This window comes from Cupriavidus sp. 09_S30 (genome assembly GCF_056930435.1).
This window is the reverse complement of record NZ_JBXOWI010000002.1, coordinates 1,531,863-1,549,586: the sequence shown is the minus strand read 5'-3', so window position 1 is coordinate 1,549,586 and position 17,724 is coordinate 1,531,863. Positions and strand designations below refer to the sequence as shown.

Annotated in this window: 16 protein-coding genes; 5 read left to right on the top strand and 11 right to left on the bottom strand. The window is 69.9% G+C overall.

Annotated elements, in window-relative coordinates; translation table 11 throughout:
* Nucleotides 1–85 precede the first annotated feature (85 nt).
* On the top strand, nucleotides 86–1,012 hold the full coding sequence (locus AC1Z3O_RS27090; RefSeq protein ID WP_483519225.1) for a LysR family transcriptional regulator: 927 nt from the start codon (nucleotides 86–88) through the stop codon (nucleotides 1,010–1,012).
* 71 nt (nucleotides 1,013–1,083) lie between these two features.
* Here AC1Z3O_RS27090 and AC1Z3O_RS27085 read toward each other — a convergent pair whose 3' ends face one another.
* From AC1Z3O_RS27085 to AC1Z3O_RS27070, 4 genes are all read right to left on the bottom strand, one after another.
* The gene (locus tag AC1Z3O_RS27085) at nucleotides 1,084–2,367 is read right to left on the bottom strand and encodes a S1 family peptidase (protein WP_483519223.1); all 1,284 of its coding nucleotides are present in this window, start codon (nucleotides 2,365–2,367) and stop codon (nucleotides 1,084–1,086) included.
* 67 nt (nucleotides 2,368–2,434) lie between these two features.
* Nucleotides 2,435–3,040 (bottom strand): DUF2846 domain-containing protein, encoded by a 606-nt coding sequence (locus tag AC1Z3O_RS27080; protein ID WP_483519221.1) that lies wholly within the window; start codon nucleotides 3,038–3,040, stop codon nucleotides 2,435–2,437.
* A gap of 231 nt (nucleotides 3,041–3,271) precedes the next feature.
* A complete protein-coding gene (locus tag AC1Z3O_RS27075) occupies nucleotides 3,272–4,948 on the bottom strand; it encodes a bifunctional protein tyrosine phosphatase family protein/NAD(P)/FAD-dependent oxidoreductase (protein WP_483519219.1) in 1,677 nt (558 codons plus the stop codon).
* 143 nt (nucleotides 4,949–5,091) lie between these two features.
* Complete coding sequence (locus AC1Z3O_RS27070; protein WP_483519218.1) at nucleotides 5,092–5,976, bottom strand: MBL fold metallo-hydrolase; 885 nt, start codon at nucleotides 5,974–5,976, stop codon at nucleotides 5,092–5,094.
* 315 nt (nucleotides 5,977–6,291) lie between these two features.
* On the opposite strand from AC1Z3O_RS27070, the gene AC1Z3O_RS27065 reads away from it, so the two are divergent.
* A complete protein-coding gene (locus AC1Z3O_RS27065) occupies nucleotides 6,292–7,632 on the top strand; it encodes a sigma-54 interaction domain-containing protein (RefSeq protein ID WP_483519216.1) in 1,341 nt (446 codons plus the stop codon).
* 254 nt (nucleotides 7,633–7,886) lie between these two features.
* Nucleotides 7,887–8,711, top strand: a complete 825-nt coding sequence (locus AC1Z3O_RS27060; protein ID WP_483519214.1) for a sulfite exporter TauE/SafE family protein — start codon at nucleotides 7,887–7,889, stop codon at nucleotides 8,709–8,711.
* A 16-nt stretch (nucleotides 8,712–8,727) separates the two neighbouring features.
* Here AC1Z3O_RS27060 and AC1Z3O_RS27055 read toward each other — a convergent pair whose 3' ends face one another.
* The gene (locus AC1Z3O_RS27055; RefSeq protein ID WP_483519212.1) at nucleotides 8,728–9,228 is read right to left on the bottom strand and encodes a hypothetical protein; all 501 of its coding nucleotides are present in this window, start codon (nucleotides 9,226–9,228) and stop codon (nucleotides 8,728–8,730) included.
* Nucleotides 9,229–9,649: 421 nt separating this feature from the next.
* On the opposite strand from AC1Z3O_RS27055, the gene msuE reads away from it, so the two are divergent.
* Nucleotides 9,650–10,216 carry an FMN reductase gene (gene msuE / locus AC1Z3O_RS27050; protein WP_483519210.1) on the top strand — a complete coding sequence of 189 codons (567 nt, stop codon included), beginning with the start codon at nucleotides 9,650–9,652 and terminating at the stop codon, nucleotides 10,214–10,216.
* A gap of 121 nt (nucleotides 10,217–10,337) precedes the next feature.
* On the opposite strand, the gene AC1Z3O_RS27045 is transcribed toward msuE, so the two are convergent.
* From AC1Z3O_RS27045 to AC1Z3O_RS27020, 6 genes are all read right to left on the bottom strand, one after another.
* Complete coding sequence (locus tag AC1Z3O_RS27045) at nucleotides 10,338–10,991, bottom strand: methionine ABC transporter permease (RefSeq protein WP_483519208.1); 654 nt, start codon at nucleotides 10,989–10,991, stop codon at nucleotides 10,338–10,340.
* Nucleotides 10,972–12,168, bottom strand: a complete 1,197-nt coding sequence (locus AC1Z3O_RS27040) for a methionine ABC transporter ATP-binding protein (RefSeq protein ID WP_483519207.1) — start codon at nucleotides 12,166–12,168, stop codon at nucleotides 10,972–10,974. The genes AC1Z3O_RS27045 and AC1Z3O_RS27040 overlap by 20 nt, the downstream gene beginning before the upstream one ends.
* Nucleotides 12,169–12,172: 4 nt before the next feature.
* Nucleotides 12,173–12,946 carry a MetQ/NlpA family ABC transporter substrate-binding protein gene (locus tag AC1Z3O_RS27035; RefSeq protein ID WP_483522021.1) on the bottom strand — a complete coding sequence of 258 codons (774 nt, stop codon included), beginning with the start codon at nucleotides 12,944–12,946 and terminating at the stop codon, nucleotides 12,173–12,175.
* A 150-nt stretch (nucleotides 12,947–13,096) separates the two neighbouring features.
* Entirely contained in the window at nucleotides 13,097–14,458 is a 1,362-nt protein-coding gene (locus AC1Z3O_RS27030) for an LLM class flavin-dependent oxidoreductase (protein ID WP_483519205.1), read from the bottom strand.
* Nucleotides 14,458–15,717, bottom strand: coding sequence for an SfnB family sulfur acquisition oxidoreductase (locus tag AC1Z3O_RS27025; RefSeq protein WP_483519203.1), 1,260 nt, complete (start codon nucleotides 15,715–15,717; stop codon nucleotides 14,458–14,460). The genes AC1Z3O_RS27030 and AC1Z3O_RS27025 overlap by 1 nt, the downstream gene beginning before the upstream one ends.
* Before the next feature lie 14 nt (nucleotides 15,718–15,731).
* A complete protein-coding gene (locus AC1Z3O_RS27020) occupies nucleotides 15,732–16,991 on the bottom strand; it encodes an SfnB family sulfur acquisition oxidoreductase (protein ID WP_483519201.1) in 1,260 nt (419 codons plus the stop codon).
* Between the two features lie 157 nt (nucleotides 16,992–17,148).
* Here AC1Z3O_RS27020 and AC1Z3O_RS27015 point away from each other — a divergent pair, with 157 nt between their 5' ends.
* Nucleotides 17,149–17,676 carry a hypothetical protein gene (locus AC1Z3O_RS27015; RefSeq protein WP_483519199.1) on the top strand — a complete coding sequence of 176 codons (528 nt, stop codon included), beginning with the start codon at nucleotides 17,149–17,151 and terminating at the stop codon, nucleotides 17,674–17,676.
* Nucleotides 17,677–17,724 lie beyond the last annotated feature (48 nt).

Genomic DNA, 17,724 nt, shown 5'->3' with positions numbered 1-17,724 from the left:
CGTAAGAGCAGGCAAGTTTGCCCCTAGGCATCTTCTCGAAAAACCGGCATGATCAATAATCAGTTTAAACAAATCCTTGATAATCATGGACCGGATCGGCGACATCGGGCTCTTCCTGCGGGTACTGGACCTCGGCTCGATCAGCGCGGCGGCGCGCAGCCTTGACTTGTCGGCGGCAGTGGCCAGCCAACGGCTCAAGCGGCTGGAAGCGGATCTGGGGGTGCGCCTGCTGCATCGCACGACGCGCCGCTTGCACCCGACGCCGGAAGGCGCCGTGCTGGCCGAGCAGGGGCGCGCGCTGATCGACGACCTCGAAGCCCTGGGCAGTTCGCTGCGCCAGGCGGGTACCGGCGTGAGCGGCACGCTGCGCGTGACCACCTCGGCCTCCTTCGGCCGGCAGTACATCTCGCCGCTGCTGCCGGATTTCCTTGCCAGCCATCCCGGCCTGCGCATCAGCATCAACCTGACCGACCAGGTACTGGACCTGGTCAGCAGCGGCTTCGACCTGGCCGTGCGCATCGGCACGCTGGCGGACTCCAGCCTGGTGGCACGCAAGCTCGCCGCCAACCAGCGCCTGCTGTGCGCCTCGCCGGACTACCTGCGCCGGCGCGGCAGGCCGCGCGCGCCGCAGGACCTGGCCGGGCACGAGTGCCTGTTGCTGACCGGTGCCCAGGGGCGCCAGGACGTCTGGACCATGCTGGACCGCGACGGGTCGGAGATCGCCGTGCGCGTGCAGGGCCGCATCGAGGCGAATACGGGCGAATTGCTGGCGGATGCCGCGGTCGCCGGCATGGGCATTGCCTTGCATTCGGTCTGGCATGTCTGGCGCGAGCTGGACGCAGGACTGCTGGAACCCGTGCTGCCCGACTACCCGATCCCCGATTCGGGCATCTACGCGGTGATGCCGCAGCGCCGGCTGATGCCGCCACGCGTGCGTGCCTTCATCGATTTCCTGGAAGCACGCTTCAGCGGCCTGCCGCAGTGGGAGCGTCGCGCCGGCCTGCAGGCCTGAGGAAGGGAGTTCCCGTCGCCGGCGCCGTCGGCGTATAGCGGGGCAGCCGTCTCGATGGCTGCCGGCCGGACTCAGTCGAGGCGATGCTCCATCAACACCAGGCTTTCGTCCTGCATTGACCAGCGAGAGGAGAAGCGGGCATCGAAGCGGACCACCCGCTTGAGCTCGGGCGCGTACCAGGCCACGGCGGAATAGGGCACCTGGCTGGCGTTGCCGCCGCCGGTGAAGCCATAGAACGGCCTCGCCACGTAGCCCTCGTAAGCCAGCCGCAGCACCCGGAAGCTGCCCGCCGGCACATTGATGGTGGTTTCGCCGGTCGCCTCACCGCTCAGCTCGGCCTCCAGCCCGCTCGCCGGCAGCCGGTAACTGTATTTCCAGCGCGACCCCACCTTGACGTCGGCCGGCACCCAGCCGCCCGGCGGCGAAGCGCCATCGAAGTCGCCGCCGCTGGGCGTCGTGATGCGCGTGACGCGGCCGTCCGGGCTTTCGATGCGCGCGCCCTGGTTGAAGATCACACGCTCGCCCTCGATGCGGTCGACTCTGTAGCTGACCTCGCGCCGCGCATTGGTCATCTTGTCGACCAGCTCATAGCGCCAAAGCTCGCCGACACGCGGCGACCCTGGCGCGGCGCCGGCGGAGGCTACCGGTGCAGCCGGGCGCGCGGCGTCGATGCCCGCCGCTGCCGGGGCCTGCGCGCGATACCGGGCCACGGCCGTGGCGCCACGCTCGGCCGCGGCCGCGATCCAGGCGGCCGGCACGGCCTTGATCAGCCCGCCTTCCTCGCCGCGGGCGCCGGCGACCAGCCCGACCAGGCGCCCGCTTTCGTCGAACAGGCCACCGCCGGCCGCGATCCGCAGGGACGTGGCGGCCTCGACGCGGTCGAGCTTGCCGTCCGCGCCCGCATGCAGGCCGGCAATCGTGCCCTCGGCAACCGAGACGCCCGTGGTGTCGGCGCTGGCGGCGAATACACGTTGCCCGAACGCAGGTACCGCAACCGAGAGGCTGGCTGCCGCTGCGGGGAAGTTATCGACATGGAGCAGGCAGAGGCCGCGTTCGACGTCCGGCGCCTCCAGCGTCGCGCCATAGCTGACATTGTCCCGGCGTACCGCGATGGAGCGCGCCCCGGCCAGCACCCGGCAGGCGGTGACCAGGCGGCCCGGGCCGATCACCACGGCCGAACCTTCTGCCAAGGGCGCGTCGCTGGGGCCGAGCGCGCGCACGGCGTAGAGGCTCTGCCCCAGCTTGGCGCGCATCTGCGGCAGCTCGGGGCCGGCTGCATGCGCCGGCAGCGCGGCCGACTGGCAGAGCACGGAAAGGGTCGCCAACACGGCGGCACGGGGGATCGGTCGAAGCATGCTCGTCAAGGTCTGGATGATCGGGTCTGGATGGAAGGCGCAGGAAGCCGCGAGCTGCGGCCGCGAATCAGCGCGTGGGCAGCAGATAGCGCAGGTCGTCCATGCGCACCGCGGCATCGCCCTGCGGGACGCTGCTGGACGGCTTGCGGCTGTCGGGTGCCGCGGGGGTGCGTGCCGGCTCCACCCTGGCCTGCACCGCGGGCGCAGGGGCGGCCGGCGCAGCGGTGCTCGTGGCGAGCGCGCTACCGGCCAGCGGTAGGTCCCCCGTGTACGCCAAGGTCATCAACTCCTGCCTGGCGTTGGTGCTGGCGTCCTCGCTCAGTTGCAGACGCCCGGCGAGGAAGCCCATGGTGATGGCGCTGCGCAGGTATTTCGTCTCACCTGCGCCGAGGTCGAAGTGATAGCGGGTCTCGACCTCGGTGGTGCCCGAGGCGACATAGTTGCCGGCGGCACGGTCGACGAAGAAGAAGCCACCGGGCCGGCTGCGCCCGACCACTTCCTCGTCCACGCGCAGCTCCGGCTGGATGGCCGAACCGATGGCCGAAGCCGAGCGCAGGAAGAACACGCGCCCCTGGCCATCGCGCAGCGGCGGGAACGACTGTGCCACCTCGTCGTACGATGGCCCGGTCGCACACCCAGCCAGCAGCGCCGTGCCGGCGGCAACGGGGGCCATTCCCCTGCGCAATCTCATCCCTTCTCCCTGTCTATGTCCTGCCCGAAGGCTTTGTATTTTTGCGGACGTATTCTGCAGGGGCGGCGTCGCCAGGACAAGGCCCATGTGACGTCTTTGCACGCCATCGCGGTGCCTGCGGCCGCAAACCCGCGGGCAGCGGCACCTGGATGGCGGGGAAGGGAGGCGTGCGGCCGGGCGCCGGGGCCTTCAGCCTTTCAGCCCTTCAGCGGATCAGGCGTTCACGGCCGGCTGGGCCAGCCATTCGCGCCCCTTGAGCATGCCTTCCCAGTACAGCGGAGGCAGGATGCGCTCCTTCAGCAGCCACGCCGCACGCGACGGCTGGGTGCCGTCGATGAACCAGCGCGGGAAGCTTGGGGCCACCTTGCCGCCGTACAGGAACTCGGCCAGTACCACCTTGCCGCGCTCCACCGTCAGCGGGCAGGAGCCGTAGCCGTCGTAGCTCGCCTCGCCCTGGGCCTGGCCGCGCAGCGCCAGCACGTTGTGCGCGACCACCGGCGCCTGCTTGCGCGCCGCCGCCGCGGTCTTCGCATTGCTCGTGTTGCCGGCATCGCCCAGCCCGAAAATATTCTCGTAACGCTTGTGGCGCAGCGTGGCCGGGTCGACGTCGACCCAGCCGGCGGCGTCTGCCAGCGGACTCACGCGGATAAAGTCCGGCGCCTTCTGCGGCGGCACCACATGCAGCATGTCGAATTCGCGCGTCAGGATCTCGCTGCCGCCGTCTGGCAGCGCCCGCCGGAAGGTCGCCATGCGCGCGGCGCCATCCACGCTCACCAGCGTCTGGCCGAAATTCAGCCCGATGCCGTAGCGCTCCACGTAGCCCATCAGCGCCGGCACGTAATCGGGCACGCCGAACAACACGGCTCCGGCATTGCAGAACTGGATGTCCATCCGCCCCAGCACGCCGTCGCGCTGCCACTGGTCGGCCGACAGGTACATGGCCTTCTGCGGCGCGCCGGCGCACTTGATCGGCATCGGCGGCTGCGTGAACACGGCCTTGCCGCCGCCGGCTGCCGAGAGCTGTTGCACCAGGCGCCACGTGTAGGGCGCGAGGTCATAGCGGTAGTTCGAGGTCACGCCGTTGCGGCCGAGCGTTTCCGGCAGCCCGTGGATCGCGTCCCAGTCCAGCTTCAGCCCGGGGCAGACCACCAGCTGCCGGTACTTGACCACGCGGCAGCCGTCCAGGATCACCGCATCGTGCTCCGGCTCGAACGCCGCCACCGCCGCCTTGATCCATTGCACGCCGCGCGGCAGCACCGAGCCCATGGCGCGCGCGGTGGCACGCGCGTCGAACACGCCGCCACCCACCAGGGTCCAGCCCGGCTGGTAGTAGTGCACGTCGGCCGGATCGATGATGGCGATATCCAGGCCCGGGCTGCGCGCCAGCAGACTGGAGGCGACCGCGGTACCGGCCGCGCCGCCGCCGATGATGACGACTTCGTGGCTGGCGTCGGCGACATCCAGCGGCGTGCTGCCACCATTGGCCACGCGCCGCACCACGCCCGTGAGGTCGTATCCGGCGGCCGCCGTCCGTTCCAGGATCTCAGGCAGCGGCAGGCGCCCGGCCTGCGACAGCGCCCACATCGTCGCCGAGCGCGTGCCGGTGCGGCAGTAGGCCAGCACCGGCTTTGGCAGCTCGGCCAACAGTGCGGCGAAGTCGCGTCCCTGCGCATCGCTCACCTTGCCGGGCGCGGCCGGCAGGTAGCGCAGGGCGAGCCCGGCAGCCTGCGCCGCACGTTCGATCTCGCCCACACCAGGCTGGTCCGGCGCTTCGCCGTCGGGCCGGTTGCAGATGATGGCGCGAAAGCCGCGCGCAGCGATTGCCGTCACGTCGGCGCTGGTGATCTGGGCGGATACGGACAACTCGTCCGTCAGGGTGCGGATTTCCATGGGAGGTCTCCAGTGGGGGCGGCCTGCCGTCCGGCCGTTGCGCGGCGCGGGCGTCCAGGTGGGAGCCGGATGGGGTAAAGGGGGGCAAGCGGCGGGCTCCGGGAGGAGGGCGCCTGCCACCCTCCTGCGCGCGCCGCGGCGTATTACAGCGCGTTGAGCGGGATCTTCAGGTAGTGCGTGCCGTCGTTTTCGGCGGGCGGCAACTGGCCGGCGCGCATATTGACCTGCACCGAGGGCAGGATCAGCGTCGGCATGCCCAGCGTGGCGTCGCGCGCCTGGCGCATGGCGACGAACTCGTCCTCGCTGATGCCGTTGCGCACGTGGATGTTCTGCTCGCGCTGGTTCGCCACCGTGCTGATGAAGCGCAACTCGCGACCGCCCGGCTGGTAGTCGTGGCACATGTACAGCCGGGTCTCGGCGGGCAGGCTCAGTACCTTGTTGATCGAGCGGTAGAGCGTGCGGGCGTCGCCGCCGGGAAAATCGCAGCGCGCGGTGCCATAGTCCGGCATGAAGAGCGTGTCGCCGACAAAGGCGGCCGTCTCAGCGCCGTCGCCGACCACATAGGTCATGCAGGCCGGCGTATGGCCCGGCGTGTGCAGGGCGCGCGCCTGCAACCGGCCGATGGCGAATGTCTCCCCATCATCGAGCAGGCAGTCGAACTGGCTGCCGTCGCGGCAGAACTCGGTGCCCGCGTTGAAGATGCGGCCGAACACCTCCTGCACGGTGGTGATATGGCTGCCGATGGCGATGCGTCCGCCCAGCCGTTGCTTGAGATAGGGCGCGGCTGACAGGTGGTCGGCGTGCACGTGGGTTTCCAGGATCCACTGCACGGTGGCTTCCAGTTCCTGCACGCGGGCAACCAGCCGGTCGGCGCTGGCGGTGCCGGTGCGGCCGGATTTCGGATCGTAGTCGAGCACGCTGTCGATCAGTGCGCATTGGCGCGTCTCGGGGTCGAGCACGAGGTAGCTGACCGTCCAGGTGCCAGGATCGAAGAAGCCTTCGACCTGCATGCGGGAGCGCGATGACATGGGTATCTCCAGGAATTCGAGGGCGGCGGCGAGCGGCCGCCAGCGGTATTTCGAGTCGCACCCCGCCGCGTCACATGCGGCAGGGCGCTGCCTGCCCCCGTAAAACAAGATTCATGCCACCATGCTTCTGCCAGTGCGCGGCCCCGCAAGCCATTGAATAAAAACGCTTTTTCCCTGCGCACACCGAACGTAGCCAAGTCCGGCAGCCGCCACCCGCCCGACTGACAGCCCCTGCGCACTGCCATGACTGCCAAATTGGCAGTCATGGCAGTGCCTGCTAGAATGCCCTGTCTTTTCCCCCAGGCTAGCCCCCCCATGGCCGACATCTTCAGCCCCGCCACGGTCCAGGCCGGCGAGGCAGCGCCGCAGGTCCAGGCGCTGATTTCCTTCCTCGAGCACGATCCGCAACCGACCATCGTGCTCGATCCCGAATACAACATTCTCGCGGCCAATACCGCCTACCGGCGCCAGTTCGGCGCCGTCGACCGGCCCTATATCGGCCACAAGTGCTACCGCGTTTCGCACCACTACGACATACCCTGCGACCAGGCCGGCGAGCATTGCCCGATGCGCAAGGCGCGCGAAACGAAGGGGCCCAACCGCGTGCTGCACATTCACCATACGCCGCGCGGGCCGGAACACGTCGATGTGGAATTGCGTCCCATCCTCAACGAGAACGGGGCAGTAGTGGCCTTCGTCGAACGCCTGTCGACGGTACGCAGCGCCTCGGCGCAGCCCAGCGCGGATGGCCTGGTCGGGCGCGCGCCGATGTTCAATGCCGCGCTCGGGGCACTACAGCGTGTGGCGCCATCGATGCTGCCGGTACTGCTGCTGGGCGAATCCGGCACGGGCAAGGAACTGTTCGCCCATGCCGTGCACGAGGCGAGCGCGCGCGCCGGCGGGCCATTCGTGGTGCTCGACTGCTCGGGCCTGACGGAGACGCTGTTCGAAAGCGAGCTGTTCGGCTATGAAAAGGGCGCCTTCACCGGCGCCGTCACCCGCAAGAAAGGCCTGGTGGAGACCGCGCAGGGCGGCACGCTGTTTCTGGACGAGATCGGCGACGTGCCACTGTCCATGCAGGTCAAGCTGCTGCGGCTGATCGAGTCCGGCACCTTCCGCCGGGTGGGCAGCGTCGATACCCTGCGGGCCGACTTCCGCCTTGTAGCGGCCACGCACAAGCCGCTGGAGAGAATGGTCGCGCAGGGCGAGTTCCGGCAGGATCTCTATTACCGTATCAGCGCGTTCCCCGTGCACCTGCCGCCCCTGCGCGCGCGGCTGGACGACATCCCGCTGCTGGTGGCTTCCTTCCTGCAGCGCGGCGGCGCCGGCGGACGACCGCTTACCGTCGTGCCGGAGGCGATGAAGCGACTGCAAGCCCACTACTGGCCGGGCAATATCCGCGAGTTGCGCAATGTGCTGGAACGCGCCCGGCTGTTCGCCGAAGGCGGCGTCATCGGCCTCGAGGCCCTGCCGCCGGGGCTCGGCCAGGGCGCGCCCGCGGCACCGGCCATGCCGGCGCCCGTCGGCGTGCTCGGCGAGGCCGAACTGCGCCAGCGCGCGGCTGCCTTCCGCGGAACGCGCCGCGAACTCGCTGCCGCGCTGGGCCTGTCCGAACGCACGCTCTATCGCCGCCTGAAAGCCCTGGGCCTGGCCTGAACGCGGCCCCGGAGGGTGCCGGTCTGGCACTGCCACCGCACTGCCAGACTGCCACGCACTGCCAGCATGCCGATTGGCAATGTGCGCTGGTGCCGACTAAGCTGCTGATTAAATATGACTTTCCAAGAACGTCCGGGTTGGCACGCTTCTTGATGGTTCTATCGGCATAGCCCCAACGATCGACAACGGTCCGCCGGCCTGCGGCGGAGCGGTTTTGTGATTCGATCAATGATCAAGAGGAAAGAGAGCCAAAGATGGAAAGCAGTGCGATTCTGGGCGGTGTAGTCGGCCTGATCCTGGCGTTGACCGGTGCCGGCGGCGCCATTTTGGCCGTACCGCTGCTGTTGTTCATCATGCATCTGAGCGTGGCCGAGGCCGGGCCGATCGCGCTGCTGGCAGTCGGCGTATCGGCCGCCGTGGGCGCCGTCATCGGACTGCGCGCGGGCATCGTGCGCTACCGCGCGGCGGCGCTGATGGCCGCGGCCGGCGTGGTCATTTCCCCGCTCGGCCTGTGGCTGGCGCACCAGTTGCCCAGCGGCCCGCTGACCCTGATCTTCGCCGCCGTGCTGGCCTATGTCTCGATCCGCATGTTCCGCCAGGCCACCGCGCCCGCGGGACAGTTGGCGCAACCCTTTCCCGCCGGACCGCCCCAGCCCTGCCAGCTCGACAACAGCAGCGGACGCTTCATCTGGACCGCTGCCTGCACCCGCGCACTGGCCGCCTCCGGGGTCGGCGCAGGCTTCCTGTCCGGCCTGCTGGGCGTGGGCGGCGGCTTTGTCATCGTGCCCGCGCTGCGGCGCGCAACCAATGCGCCGATGCATGCCATCGTCGCCACCTCGCTGGCCGTGATCACGCTGGTCTCGACCTCGGGCGTGGTTTCCACCGCCATCGCCGGCCGCATGAACTGGGAGGTGGGCATTCCGTTCGCCGGCGGCGCCATCGCGGGCATGCTGGGCGGGCGCCTGGTCTCCAAGCGCATCAGCGGCCCGCGCCTGCAGCAGGGCTTCGCCGTCGTGGCCGGGCTGGTGGCACTTGGCATGGTGGCCAAGGCGCTGCTGTCCGGCACGTGGTTCAGCTAGGCAGCCGAACCCGCCGCTAGCCGCGGCAGCCCAACCAGCGCTGCGCATCGCCCAATTCGCGCCGGGTACGCTTGCGCTCCTCCTGGCCATCCCAACCCCGCGTGCGCCGCGTGGCGGCGGCATTCGAGCGGGCGCGGCGCTCGATGCGCAGGCAGGCCTGGAGCCGGCTGCGCTCGGCCCGCTCCAGGCTGCGCCGTTCCTCTGCCAGCCGCGCCTGGTACTGGCGCTCCTGCTGTTCGCGCTGTGCCAGGAATTCCTGCTCCTGCTGCCGCACCGCCGGGCTTTTGCCGATGATGGAGAGCGCGCCGCCGGTGCGGTCCGCCATGTTCCTTCCCGTGCCGTCCGCGCTGTCCTCTCTGTCTGCGGCGAATGCTGCAGTGCCCGTGATATCCGCGTAGCCGGCTGGGCAAGGGCGTTCCTGGTAGAGGATCCGTCCGCCCTGGCGGCATTTGTTGGCATCCTGCGCGGGCGCGATGCCGGGCAGCAGGACGAGCATGAGGAAGATGAAGGGTCGCATGGTCGGTGGCCTCCGGTCGATGGTGCGGGAGCGCGAGCGGCAACAGGGCCGGACTTCCCGCCGCGCGCTCGGTACCGCGCGCGGAATCTTAGCCGGGGCCTTGCTCCCCAAACGATTCCAAACGTGACGCCCTGGGAAGCACGTCTCCCCGCGCCTCATGTCCCGCGCTCGCTTTGTGGGGAGGGGTGTCAGGCAAGGCATCCGCCGCATGCCGATATGCGCCGGCGGCATCTATCCATAGTCGAAATGCGTCCTTCGGCGCGCGCCGGCGCCGCGTTATCGTTTGCACGTCGCCAGCGGCCGGCACCTGCCGCCGCCGCTGCGCCGCTGCCTTCCCGCGGCACGCCGCGCGGCCTTGCCCGAGGGCACCTCGTGAACCTCGGAAGGCGCTACCCCATCCATCCGACTGGAGAGATTCCCCATGGCTGTTCAACTCAATGTGGTCGCCGTCAACGGCAGCGCCCAACAACCGTCTCGCACGCTCGCCCTGCTGCAGGCGCTGCTCTCAGAACTGGAAGACCGGCTGCTGCTGCGCAGCCGCATCGTCAACCTGGGCGAGATCGCCCGTCCGCTGGGCGCGGCGTTGTCGCGCCAGGAGTTGCCCGAGGCCGTCGAGCGGGAGCTGCAGGCGATCGAGAGCGCGGACCTCCTGTTGGTGGCGGCGCCGGTCTACCGCGGTTCCTACCCCGGTCATTTCAAGCACCTGTTCGACCTCGTCGGGCAGGAAGCGCTGGTCGACAAGCCCGTGCTGCTGGCCGCCACCGGCGGCAGTGACCGCCATGCGCTGGTGCTCGAACATCAGCTGCGCCCGCTGTTCGGCTTTCTGCAGGCGCTGACGCTGCCGATCGGGGTCTTCGCCGGACCGGCGGATTTCGAGAACTACCAGGTCAGCAGCGCCGCGCTGGCCGCGCGCATCCGTCTCGCGGCAGACCGCGCCGCGCCCTTGTTCCCCGCAAGCCGCCACGTGAGTCTGCAGCACGCGGCCTGAAGGGGAAAGGCGGCCGCCCAGGCCGCCTAGGCCGGGGAGGGTGGGCAGGGTGGCCGCGGGGAGCCGCGGCCCTGGCCCAGGATTTCCGGGCCGCCAAGGCCCGGACCCTGCCCGCCGTGCGTCAACGTGCGCGCAGGTGCCGCACCCAGCGGTCGCCCGCCCACTGGATCAGGCTGACCATACCGATCAGCAGCACGATCACCACGGCCATCACCGTGGTGTCGAAGCGCTGATAGCCGTAGCGGATGGCGATGTCGCCCAGGCCGCCGGCACCCACCGCGCCGGCCATGGCCGAGGCGCCGATCAGCGAGACCACGGTGATGGTGAAGCCGCCTACGATGCCCGGCAGGGCCTCGGGCAGGAGCACGTGCCAGACGATGTGCCAGCGTCCGCAACCCATGGCCTGGGCCGCTTCCACCAGCCCGCGGTCGACCTCGCGCAGGCTGATTTCTGCGATGCGGGCGAAGAAGGGGGTGGCGCTGACGGCCAGCGGCACCACGGCGGCCCAGACGCCGATGGTGGCGCCCACCACCAGCCGGGTGAAGGGCAGCAGCGCGACCAGCAGCACGATGAAGGGCGTGGCGCGGAAGCCGTTGACCAGGCTGCCCAGCACACGATGGAGGCGCGGCGCGGGCAGCACGCCCCCCGGGGCGCTCAGCACCAGCACCAGCGCCAGCGGGATACCTGCGGCCACGGCAATCAAGGCCGAGGCGCCGACCATGGTGAGCGTGTCGAGCAAGCCTTGCGAGATGCGTTCAATCGTGAGCGGGGACATAGCCGAGGACCTTGGTTTGCGGAAGGGACGATTCAGGATGGGCGGAAGATGCTGGCGCCGGCAGCGCGGTGCTGCCTGGCACGGCGACCAGCAAGCGGCCCTGGGTCCGCCCCTGGATGCGCTCGAGCCCGGCATGGAGCAGCCGCACGCGGCCGCCGAGCGCCGAGGCAACTTGGGCCAGATCGGGGGCGCCGGTGGCTGCGCCGCGCTGTGCCTCCTTGCCCGTATAGCGCAGCTCGACTAGTTGCTCGTAGCTGCCGCGCAGCGGTGGCGCGGGCTGCAGCCGCAGCGCGAGATCTTCCGGCAGGTCGGCCTCCAGCGGCCGCAGCAGGGCACGGGTGGCGGCATGGCGCGGCTCGCCGAACACCTGCCAGACCGGCCCTTGCTCGGCGACGCGGCCACCTTCCAGCACCAGCACGCGATCGCAGATATCGCGGATCACGCGCATCTCGTGCGTGATCAGCACGATGGTCAGGCCGAAGCGGCGGTTGATGTCTCGCAGCAGCGCCAGGATGGACTGGGTGGTCTCCGGATCCAGCGCCGAGGTCGCCTCGTCGCACAGCAGGATCTCCGGCTGGTGCACCAGCGCCCGCGCGATGCCCACCCGCTGCTTCTGCCCCCCGGACAGACGGCCAGGATAGCTATCCTCCTTGCCCGCCAGCCCGACCAGTCCCAGCAGCTCGGCCACGCGCCGCTCGATCTCGGCACGCGGCACGCCCGCCACCTTGAGCGGCAGCGCCACGTTCTCCTTGACCGTCTTGGCCGACAACAGGTTGAAGTGCTGGAAGATCATGCCGACGCGCCGGCGCAGCCGGACCAGGCCTGCGGCGTCGAGCGCGGCGATGTCCGCGCCGTCGACCAGCACGCGCCCGCTGCTTGGCTGTTCGAGCCGGTTGATGGTGCGCAGCAGGCTGGACTTGCCGGCGCCGCTGCGCCCGATGATGCCGAAGATGCTGACGGCGGGAACCTCGGCGTCGATCCCCTGCAGGGCGTGGACCTCGCCTGCCGCCGAGCGATAGACCTTGCCCACGCCCTCAAAGGCGATCGAACCCGCACCGGCGGTGTCGCCCGGCTGGCCCCGCGCGACCCCGTCATGCCCGGCAAGCGGGACGCGCACCACCTCCTGGTCCGCGCTGGCGGCGGCTCCGCGCCGCGCGATTGCAATTGCGTTTGCCATGGCGTCAGGGCTTCAGCCAGGGCAGGCTATAGAGTTTGTCGTTGTCGTCATAGGAGGCGCTGAGCTGCTTGCGCACTGCCGGCGATGCCTGGTAGAGCTTGACGAAGCGGGCGATACGCGGGTCGGCGGCATTGTCCTGGCGGCTGACGAAGCGGATCGCGAAGTAGGCGTCATCGACGCCCGAGTAGAGCAGGGCGGAGCCGGCGATCTTCGCCTTGCCGGCATTGACGAAGTGCGCCGGGTAGCCCTGCGCCAGGTCCACGTCGTCCAGCGCGCGCACGAGTTGCGGCCCTTCGATCTCCACGAACTTCAACTGCCTGGGGTTGGACACCACGTCGTCCAGCCCCCCGCGCGCGCCCACACCGGCGCGCAAGGCGATCAGGCCGGCCTTCTGCAGCAACAGCAGCCCGCGGCCCTGGTTGACCGGGTCGCTGGCCACGCCCACGCGTGCGCCCGGCTTGAGCTGGTCGAAGCGCTGGACGCGGCTGGAGTACAGCCCGATATTCGGCAGCACGCCCACGCCTACGCTCTTGAAGGCGTAGCCGCGCTCCTTGATGGCGTTGTCGAGGAAGGCCTGGTGCTGGAAGTAGTTGAGGTCGAGGTCGCCCGAGGCCAGCGCCACATTGGGCGTGGTCCAGTCGGTGAACTCGATCACCTTGACGTCCAGCCCCTGCTTGCGGGCCTCGGCCGCGGCGATCTCGACCGAATCGGCCAGCGCGCCGGGCGTGACGCCGATCTTCAGGGGCGCGGCGTGCGCGGCGGCGAACGGCCCCAGCATGGCGGACAGCAGCAGGACGGGGAGGGCAGGCAATAGTCGTCGTTTCTGGTTCATGGTTGGCGTTCCGGTGAGGAAGAGGGCGCAGCATGCCGCGCCCCGTGCGCTCGCCACGCGGGGCGGGCGCGACAGGTAACAGACAAAGGGGAAAGATCAGTCAGGCAGGACGCGGAATGCCGCCCCCGCGTGGCGCTCCGGCAGGCGATCGCCGCCGGCGAAGAGCTTGTGGCGCAGGCTGCCTTCGGTGTAGGCGGTCTTGTAGCGGCCGCGGTCCTGCAGCGCCGGCACCACGAGGTCGACGAAGTCGGCATAGCTTTCCGGCACCACCGTGCGGCTCAGGTTGAAGCCGTCGATGCCGGTCTCGTCCATCCAGGACACCAGTTCGTCGGCCACCTGGCCGGGATCGCCCACCATGGCGGGATAGCGCCCACCGAGCTCGAACAGCTGCAACAGCTTGCGCCGCGTCCAGCCGTGCTGCTGCGCCGTGCGCGTGGCCGATTCGATGGCGTTGCCGCCGCCGTAGTCCACCGGCGCATCGAGGTCGTAACGACCGAAGTCCACGCCGGTGCTGGCGGCGAAGTGCGCCAGGCCCGCCTCGCGGCTGGCGTAGTCCTTGTACTCGGCGTGCTTCTGGCGCGCCTCGGCCTCGGTGCGCCCCGTCACCACGGCGGTGCCCATGAAGACCTTGATGTCGTCCGGCCGCCTGCCCGCCGCCACAAGCTGCTCGCGCAGGGCCTTGACCGTCTGGCGCGCCGCCTCCTTGCTGGGCGGCGAGATGAAGACGCATTCGGCGTGGCGGGCCGCGAAGCGCTGCCCGCGTCCCGAGCTGCCGGCCTGGAACAGCACCGGCGTGCGCTGTGGCGACGGCTCGGCCAGGTGGTAGCCCTCGACCTTGTAGTAGCGGCCCGCATGGCGCACCTTGTGCACCCTTGCGGGATCGGCGAAGACGCGCGCGTCCTTGTCGCGCCTGACGGCGCCGTCCTCCCAGCTGCCCTCCCAAAGCTTGTAGAGGACTTCCAGGTACTCATCGGCGCGGTCATAGCGCTCGTCGTGGGCGAACTGCGCCTCCAGCCCCATCGCCCGCGCGGCGCTGTCCAGGTAGCCGGTCACGATATTCCAGCCGATGCGGCCGCCGCTCAGGTGATCCAGCGTGGAGAAGCGGCGCGCCAGCAGGTAGGGCGCTTCGTAGCTCAGGTTGACCGTCACGCCGAAGCCCAGGTGGCGCGTGGCCGCGGCCATGGCCGACACCAGCAGCAGCGGATCGTTGACGGGCAACTGGATCGACTCGCGCAGCGTCATGTCCACATTGCCCTGGTAGACATCGTAGACGCCGACGATGTCGGCGATGAAGACCCCATCGAAGAGGCCGCGCTCCAGCGTGCGCGCTTGCTCGGTCCAGTAGGACAGCGTGTTGTAGTCGATCGAGCGGTCGCGCGGGTGGGTCCACAGGCCGTGGTTGATATGGCCCACGCAGTTCATGTTGAAGGCGTTGAGCAAGATGGGCTTGGCGGCCATCACAGGGCTCCGTGCCGGGGCGGGTGCCGGTCGTTGAGGTAGAAATTGCCCACCGCGTGGTACTTCCAGCGGACCGGATCGTGCAGGGTGTGGGTGCGGGCATTGCGCCAGAAGCGGTCGAGTCCGAGGTGGTCCAGCGTGGCGCCTGTGCCGCCCAGCTCCAACAGCTTGTTGCCCGCCAGCAGCGAGGCGGAGGTGGTCAGCACGCGCGCCTCGGCCACGGCCACCGAGGCCTGCGCCACGCTGCCGGCGTCGGGGCTGCGCTGCGCAGAGTCGACGATGCGGCCGGCACGGCGCAGCAAGGCTTCGGCCGCGCGCAGGCGCACTGCGACGTCACCCACCTGCTGGATCGCGAGCGGATCGTCGGCGGCCCGTTCGACGCCGGCGTCCACCCACGGCCGGGCATGCTCGCGCACGAAATCGAGCGTGGCAGCGAAGGCGCCGCGGCCGATGCCCAGGTCGATGGCCGCGTGCAGCAGCTGGGCCACAGGACCGATCGTGGTCGGCGTATCGAAGGAGGCCTGGAAGGGCACCACCCAGTCCGCCTCGACCCGCACCTGCTCGAAGCTGACCGAACCGCTGCCGGTGACCCGCTGGCCGAAGCCGTCCCAGTCATCGACGATGGTCACACCCTGCGCGCGGCGCGGCACGAAGGCCAGGTAGCTGACGTCCCGACCGTCCTCATCCGCCACCACCAAGGTGGGAATCCAGTGGGCGTAGAGCGCCCCGGTGCAGTAGAACTTGTTGCCGTCGATGCGCCATCCATCGCCATCACGCGTGAGTCGCGTGCGGCGCTTGAAGTCCTTGTGCCCGATCTCGGCCAGCGCGTTGCCGAACCGCTCGCCGGCAAGCGCGCGGGCGAAGAAGAAGCGCTTCTGCGCTTCGCTGCCGCCCACGCGCAGCACTTCGAGTGCGTAGAAATGGTTCTGCGGGATCTGGCCGAGCGAGCCGTCGGCGGCGGCGACGAGGGCGGTCACCTCGGCCAGCGTCACGCTGGACACGCCGGCGCCGCCGAATTCGCGCGGCACGGTGATGCCCCACAGGCCGCTGGCGCTGAAGGCATCGAGTTCGGCCCAGGGCAGGCGGCGTTCGCGGTCGCGCAGCGCGGCGTCTGGCGCGAAGCGGGCGGCCAGCTCGCGCGCGGCGGCCAGGGCCTCCACGTCATCGCGGATCAGGTGGGCCGGCCGGGCGAGGGGCGCCGCCGGCTCGGGCCGGCCGGGCGCGGGGGCAGCGGCAAAGAAAGAGGTCAGCTGCGACATGAAGAGAATCCGAATCAGTTCCAGGAATGCCGCGAGGGCAGCACGTGATTGAGGTGGTAGTTGCCGATCAGCTGCGTCTTCCAGCGCACCGGGTCGTGCAAGGTGTGGGTGCGGGCGTTGCGCCAGTGGCGGTCGAGGTTGTAGGCGGCCCGAGTGGCAGAGGAGCCCGCCAGCTCGAACAGCTTCTGGCTGGCCTCCAGCGCGGCCTCGGTGGTCAGCACCTTGGCCTCGGCCACGGCGATTGAAGCGCGCGCGCTGGCCTCGGCATCGACCGGGCCGGCGGCGATCGCGTCCAGCGTGCGACCTGCGTCGAGCAGGACCTCGCGCGCCGCATGCACGTCGATCTGCAGGCGGCCCACGTCCTGGATGATGTAGGGATCGTCGGCGGCACGCGCCACGCCCGAGTCCATCCAGGGCCGGGCACGCTCGCGCACGAAAGCGATCGCGTCCGCCAGTGCGGCCTCGGCGATGCCCTGGTCGATGGCGGCCTGGATCAGTTGGGAATTCGGGCCGTACAGGCCGGGGCGGTCGGCCAGTTGCCACAGCGGCAACACGTCGTCCGGGGATACCGGCACGTCATCGAACACCACGGTGCCGCTGGCCGTGGTGCGCTGGCCGAAGGACGACCAGTCGTCGATCACGCTGAGGCCGCGCACTTCGCGCGGGGACCACACATGCACCGCGCGGCCCGCTTCGTCCTGGGCACGCGCCGGCACGCGATGGGCGAACAGCGCGCCGGTGGAATAGAAGCGCCGCCCGCTCAGGCGCAGGCCATGCTCCGTCCTGACCAGGCGGGTGGTGCCTTGCAGCACGGTCGGGCTGGACGCGGAGCGCCGCTCGGGACCGGCATTGCCCAGCCGCGCGCCGGCCAGCACCTCGCCGTAGAAGCGCCGCTTCTGGGCCTGGGTGCCAAGCTCGCGCAGCACGCCGAGCAGTCCGAAGTGATTCTGGGGAATCTGGCCCAGCGCCGGGTCAGCGGCGCAGAGGATCACAAAGACCTCGGCGAGCGTGGCGTAGGACACATCGGCGCCGCCGAATTCGCGCGGCACCGTGATGGCGCCCAGTCCGCTTTCGGACCACTGCTCCAGCTCCTGCCAGGGCAGGCGGCGCTCGCGGTCGCGTTCGGCCGCGCCTTCGGCAAAGCTGGCGGCAAGATCCCGCGCGCGCTGCAGCGCCTGCGCATCGTCGGCGATGCGGTGCACGCGGTCCGGGTCGGGTAGCCGTGCCGGCGGCACGGGAATCAGGGCGGGAGGAAGATCGGACAGTTTCGTCATGGCAGTCTTGGTTGAGGCGATGCCGGTGTGCCGGCCTGGCTGCCGGGCCTCTCACGCGAACGCGTTACCGCGCTCCGCGGCGCATGCCGGGCCCGTGGAATGGCTCCGCCTGTGCGGTGCGCCGGGCTCGCATGCTGCAGTGAGGTGGCCCGCAGCCATGCTGGCATTGCAGCATGGCAAGGGGACCGCTTCCCACGAATATTTGCGTAGATGCTTACTCGGTTCGGCGCAGATGGCCGCCAAGGACGGAGGGGACGGCACGGGAAGCGGCATCGCCATGCGCGGCACAAGCGGGCACACGCTGCCCTGGCAACGGCCCACCGCTTGCGCGCCCGCGCCCATCGCGCACATCGCCTGCGCCGCCCGTATCAGCGCCCCTCTGTCGGTGCCGGACGCCAACCCTCCGCGCAGCTCGGCGGCCCCCGGCACGCAACTTCGCGGCGCGATCCCGCCAGGGCGCCCAGGGCCGGCAACCACCGTGGCGGGAGGGCAACGCCGTGGTGCGCGCGCGTACGCAAGGGCCGCGCTGGGGGGCATTTTGGTGGCAATATTGGGAATCTTCTACACGCTGCGGCTGTCGAAGTTCCAGCCCCGCCTGCTTCTTGCCACCGTGGACGGGCCGATCAATCAACCGCGAAGAGGAACGCTCGTGGACAGTTGTTCTAGTCGACCTTGGTATCGCTAGTCACAGGCAAGCCCTCTGTCGTTCCCCGACCGTTGTCTTGCCTGTTCA

Bases quoted from the DNA above. Each gene is read 5' to 3' on its own strand.
- AC1Z3O_RS27075 (WP_483519219.1), bottom strand. From the start codon at position 4,948: ATGGAAATCCGCACCCTGACGGACGAGTTGTCCGTATCCGCCCAGATC.
- AC1Z3O_RS27035 (WP_483522021.1), bottom strand. From the start codon at position 12,946: ATGCTGGGGCCGTTCGCCGCCGCGCACGCCGCGCCCCTGAAGATCGGC.
- AC1Z3O_RS27060 (WP_483519214.1), top strand. From the start codon at position 7,887: ATGGAAAGCAGTGCGATTCTGGGCGGTGTAGTCGGCCTGATCCTGGCG.
- AC1Z3O_RS27080 (WP_483519221.1), bottom strand. From the start codon at position 3,040: ATGGCCCCCGTTGCCGCCGGCACGGCGCTGCTGGCTGGGTGTGCGACC.
- AC1Z3O_RS27030 (WP_483519205.1), bottom strand. From the start codon at position 14,458: ATGGCCGCCAAGCCCATCTTGCTCAACGCCTTCAACATGAACTGCGTG.
- AC1Z3O_RS27055 (WP_483519212.1), bottom strand. From the start codon at position 9,228: ATGCGACCCTTCATCTTCCTCATGCTCGTCCTGCTGCCCGGCATCGCG.
- msuE (WP_483519210.1), top strand. From the start codon at position 9,650: ATGGCTGTTCAACTCAATGTGGTCGCCGTCAACGGCAGCGCCCAACAA.
- AC1Z3O_RS27040 (WP_483519207.1), bottom strand. From the start codon at position 12,168: ATGGCAAACGCAATTGCAATCGCGCGGCGCGGAGCCGCCGCCAGCGCG.
- AC1Z3O_RS27070 (WP_483519218.1), bottom strand. From the start codon at position 5,976: ATGTCATCGCGCTCCCGCATGCAGGTCGAAGGCTTCTTCGATCCTGGC.
- AC1Z3O_RS27020 (WP_483519201.1), bottom strand. From the start codon at position 16,991: ATGACGAAACTGTCCGATCTTCCTCCCGCCCTGATTCCCGTGCCGCCG.
- AC1Z3O_RS27085 (WP_483519223.1), bottom strand. From the start codon at position 2,367: ATGCTTCGACCGATCCCCCGTGCCGCCGTGTTGGCGACCCTTTCCGTG.
- AC1Z3O_RS27065 (WP_483519216.1), top strand. From the start codon at position 6,292: ATGGCCGACATCTTCAGCCCCGCCACGGTCCAGGCCGGCGAGGCAGCG.
- AC1Z3O_RS27045 (WP_483519208.1), bottom strand. From the start codon at position 10,991: ATGTCCCCGCTCACGATTGAACGCATCTCGCAAGGCTTGCTCGACACG.
- AC1Z3O_RS27015 (WP_483519199.1), top strand. From the start codon at position 17,149: ATGCTGGCATTGCAGCATGGCAAGGGGACCGCTTCCCACGAATATTTG.
- AC1Z3O_RS27090 (WP_483519225.1), top strand. From the start codon at position 86: ATGGACCGGATCGGCGACATCGGGCTCTTCCTGCGGGTACTGGACCTC.
- AC1Z3O_RS27025 (WP_483519203.1), bottom strand. From the start codon at position 15,717: ATGTCGCAGCTGACCTCTTTCTTTGCCGCTGCCCCCGCGCCCGGCCGG.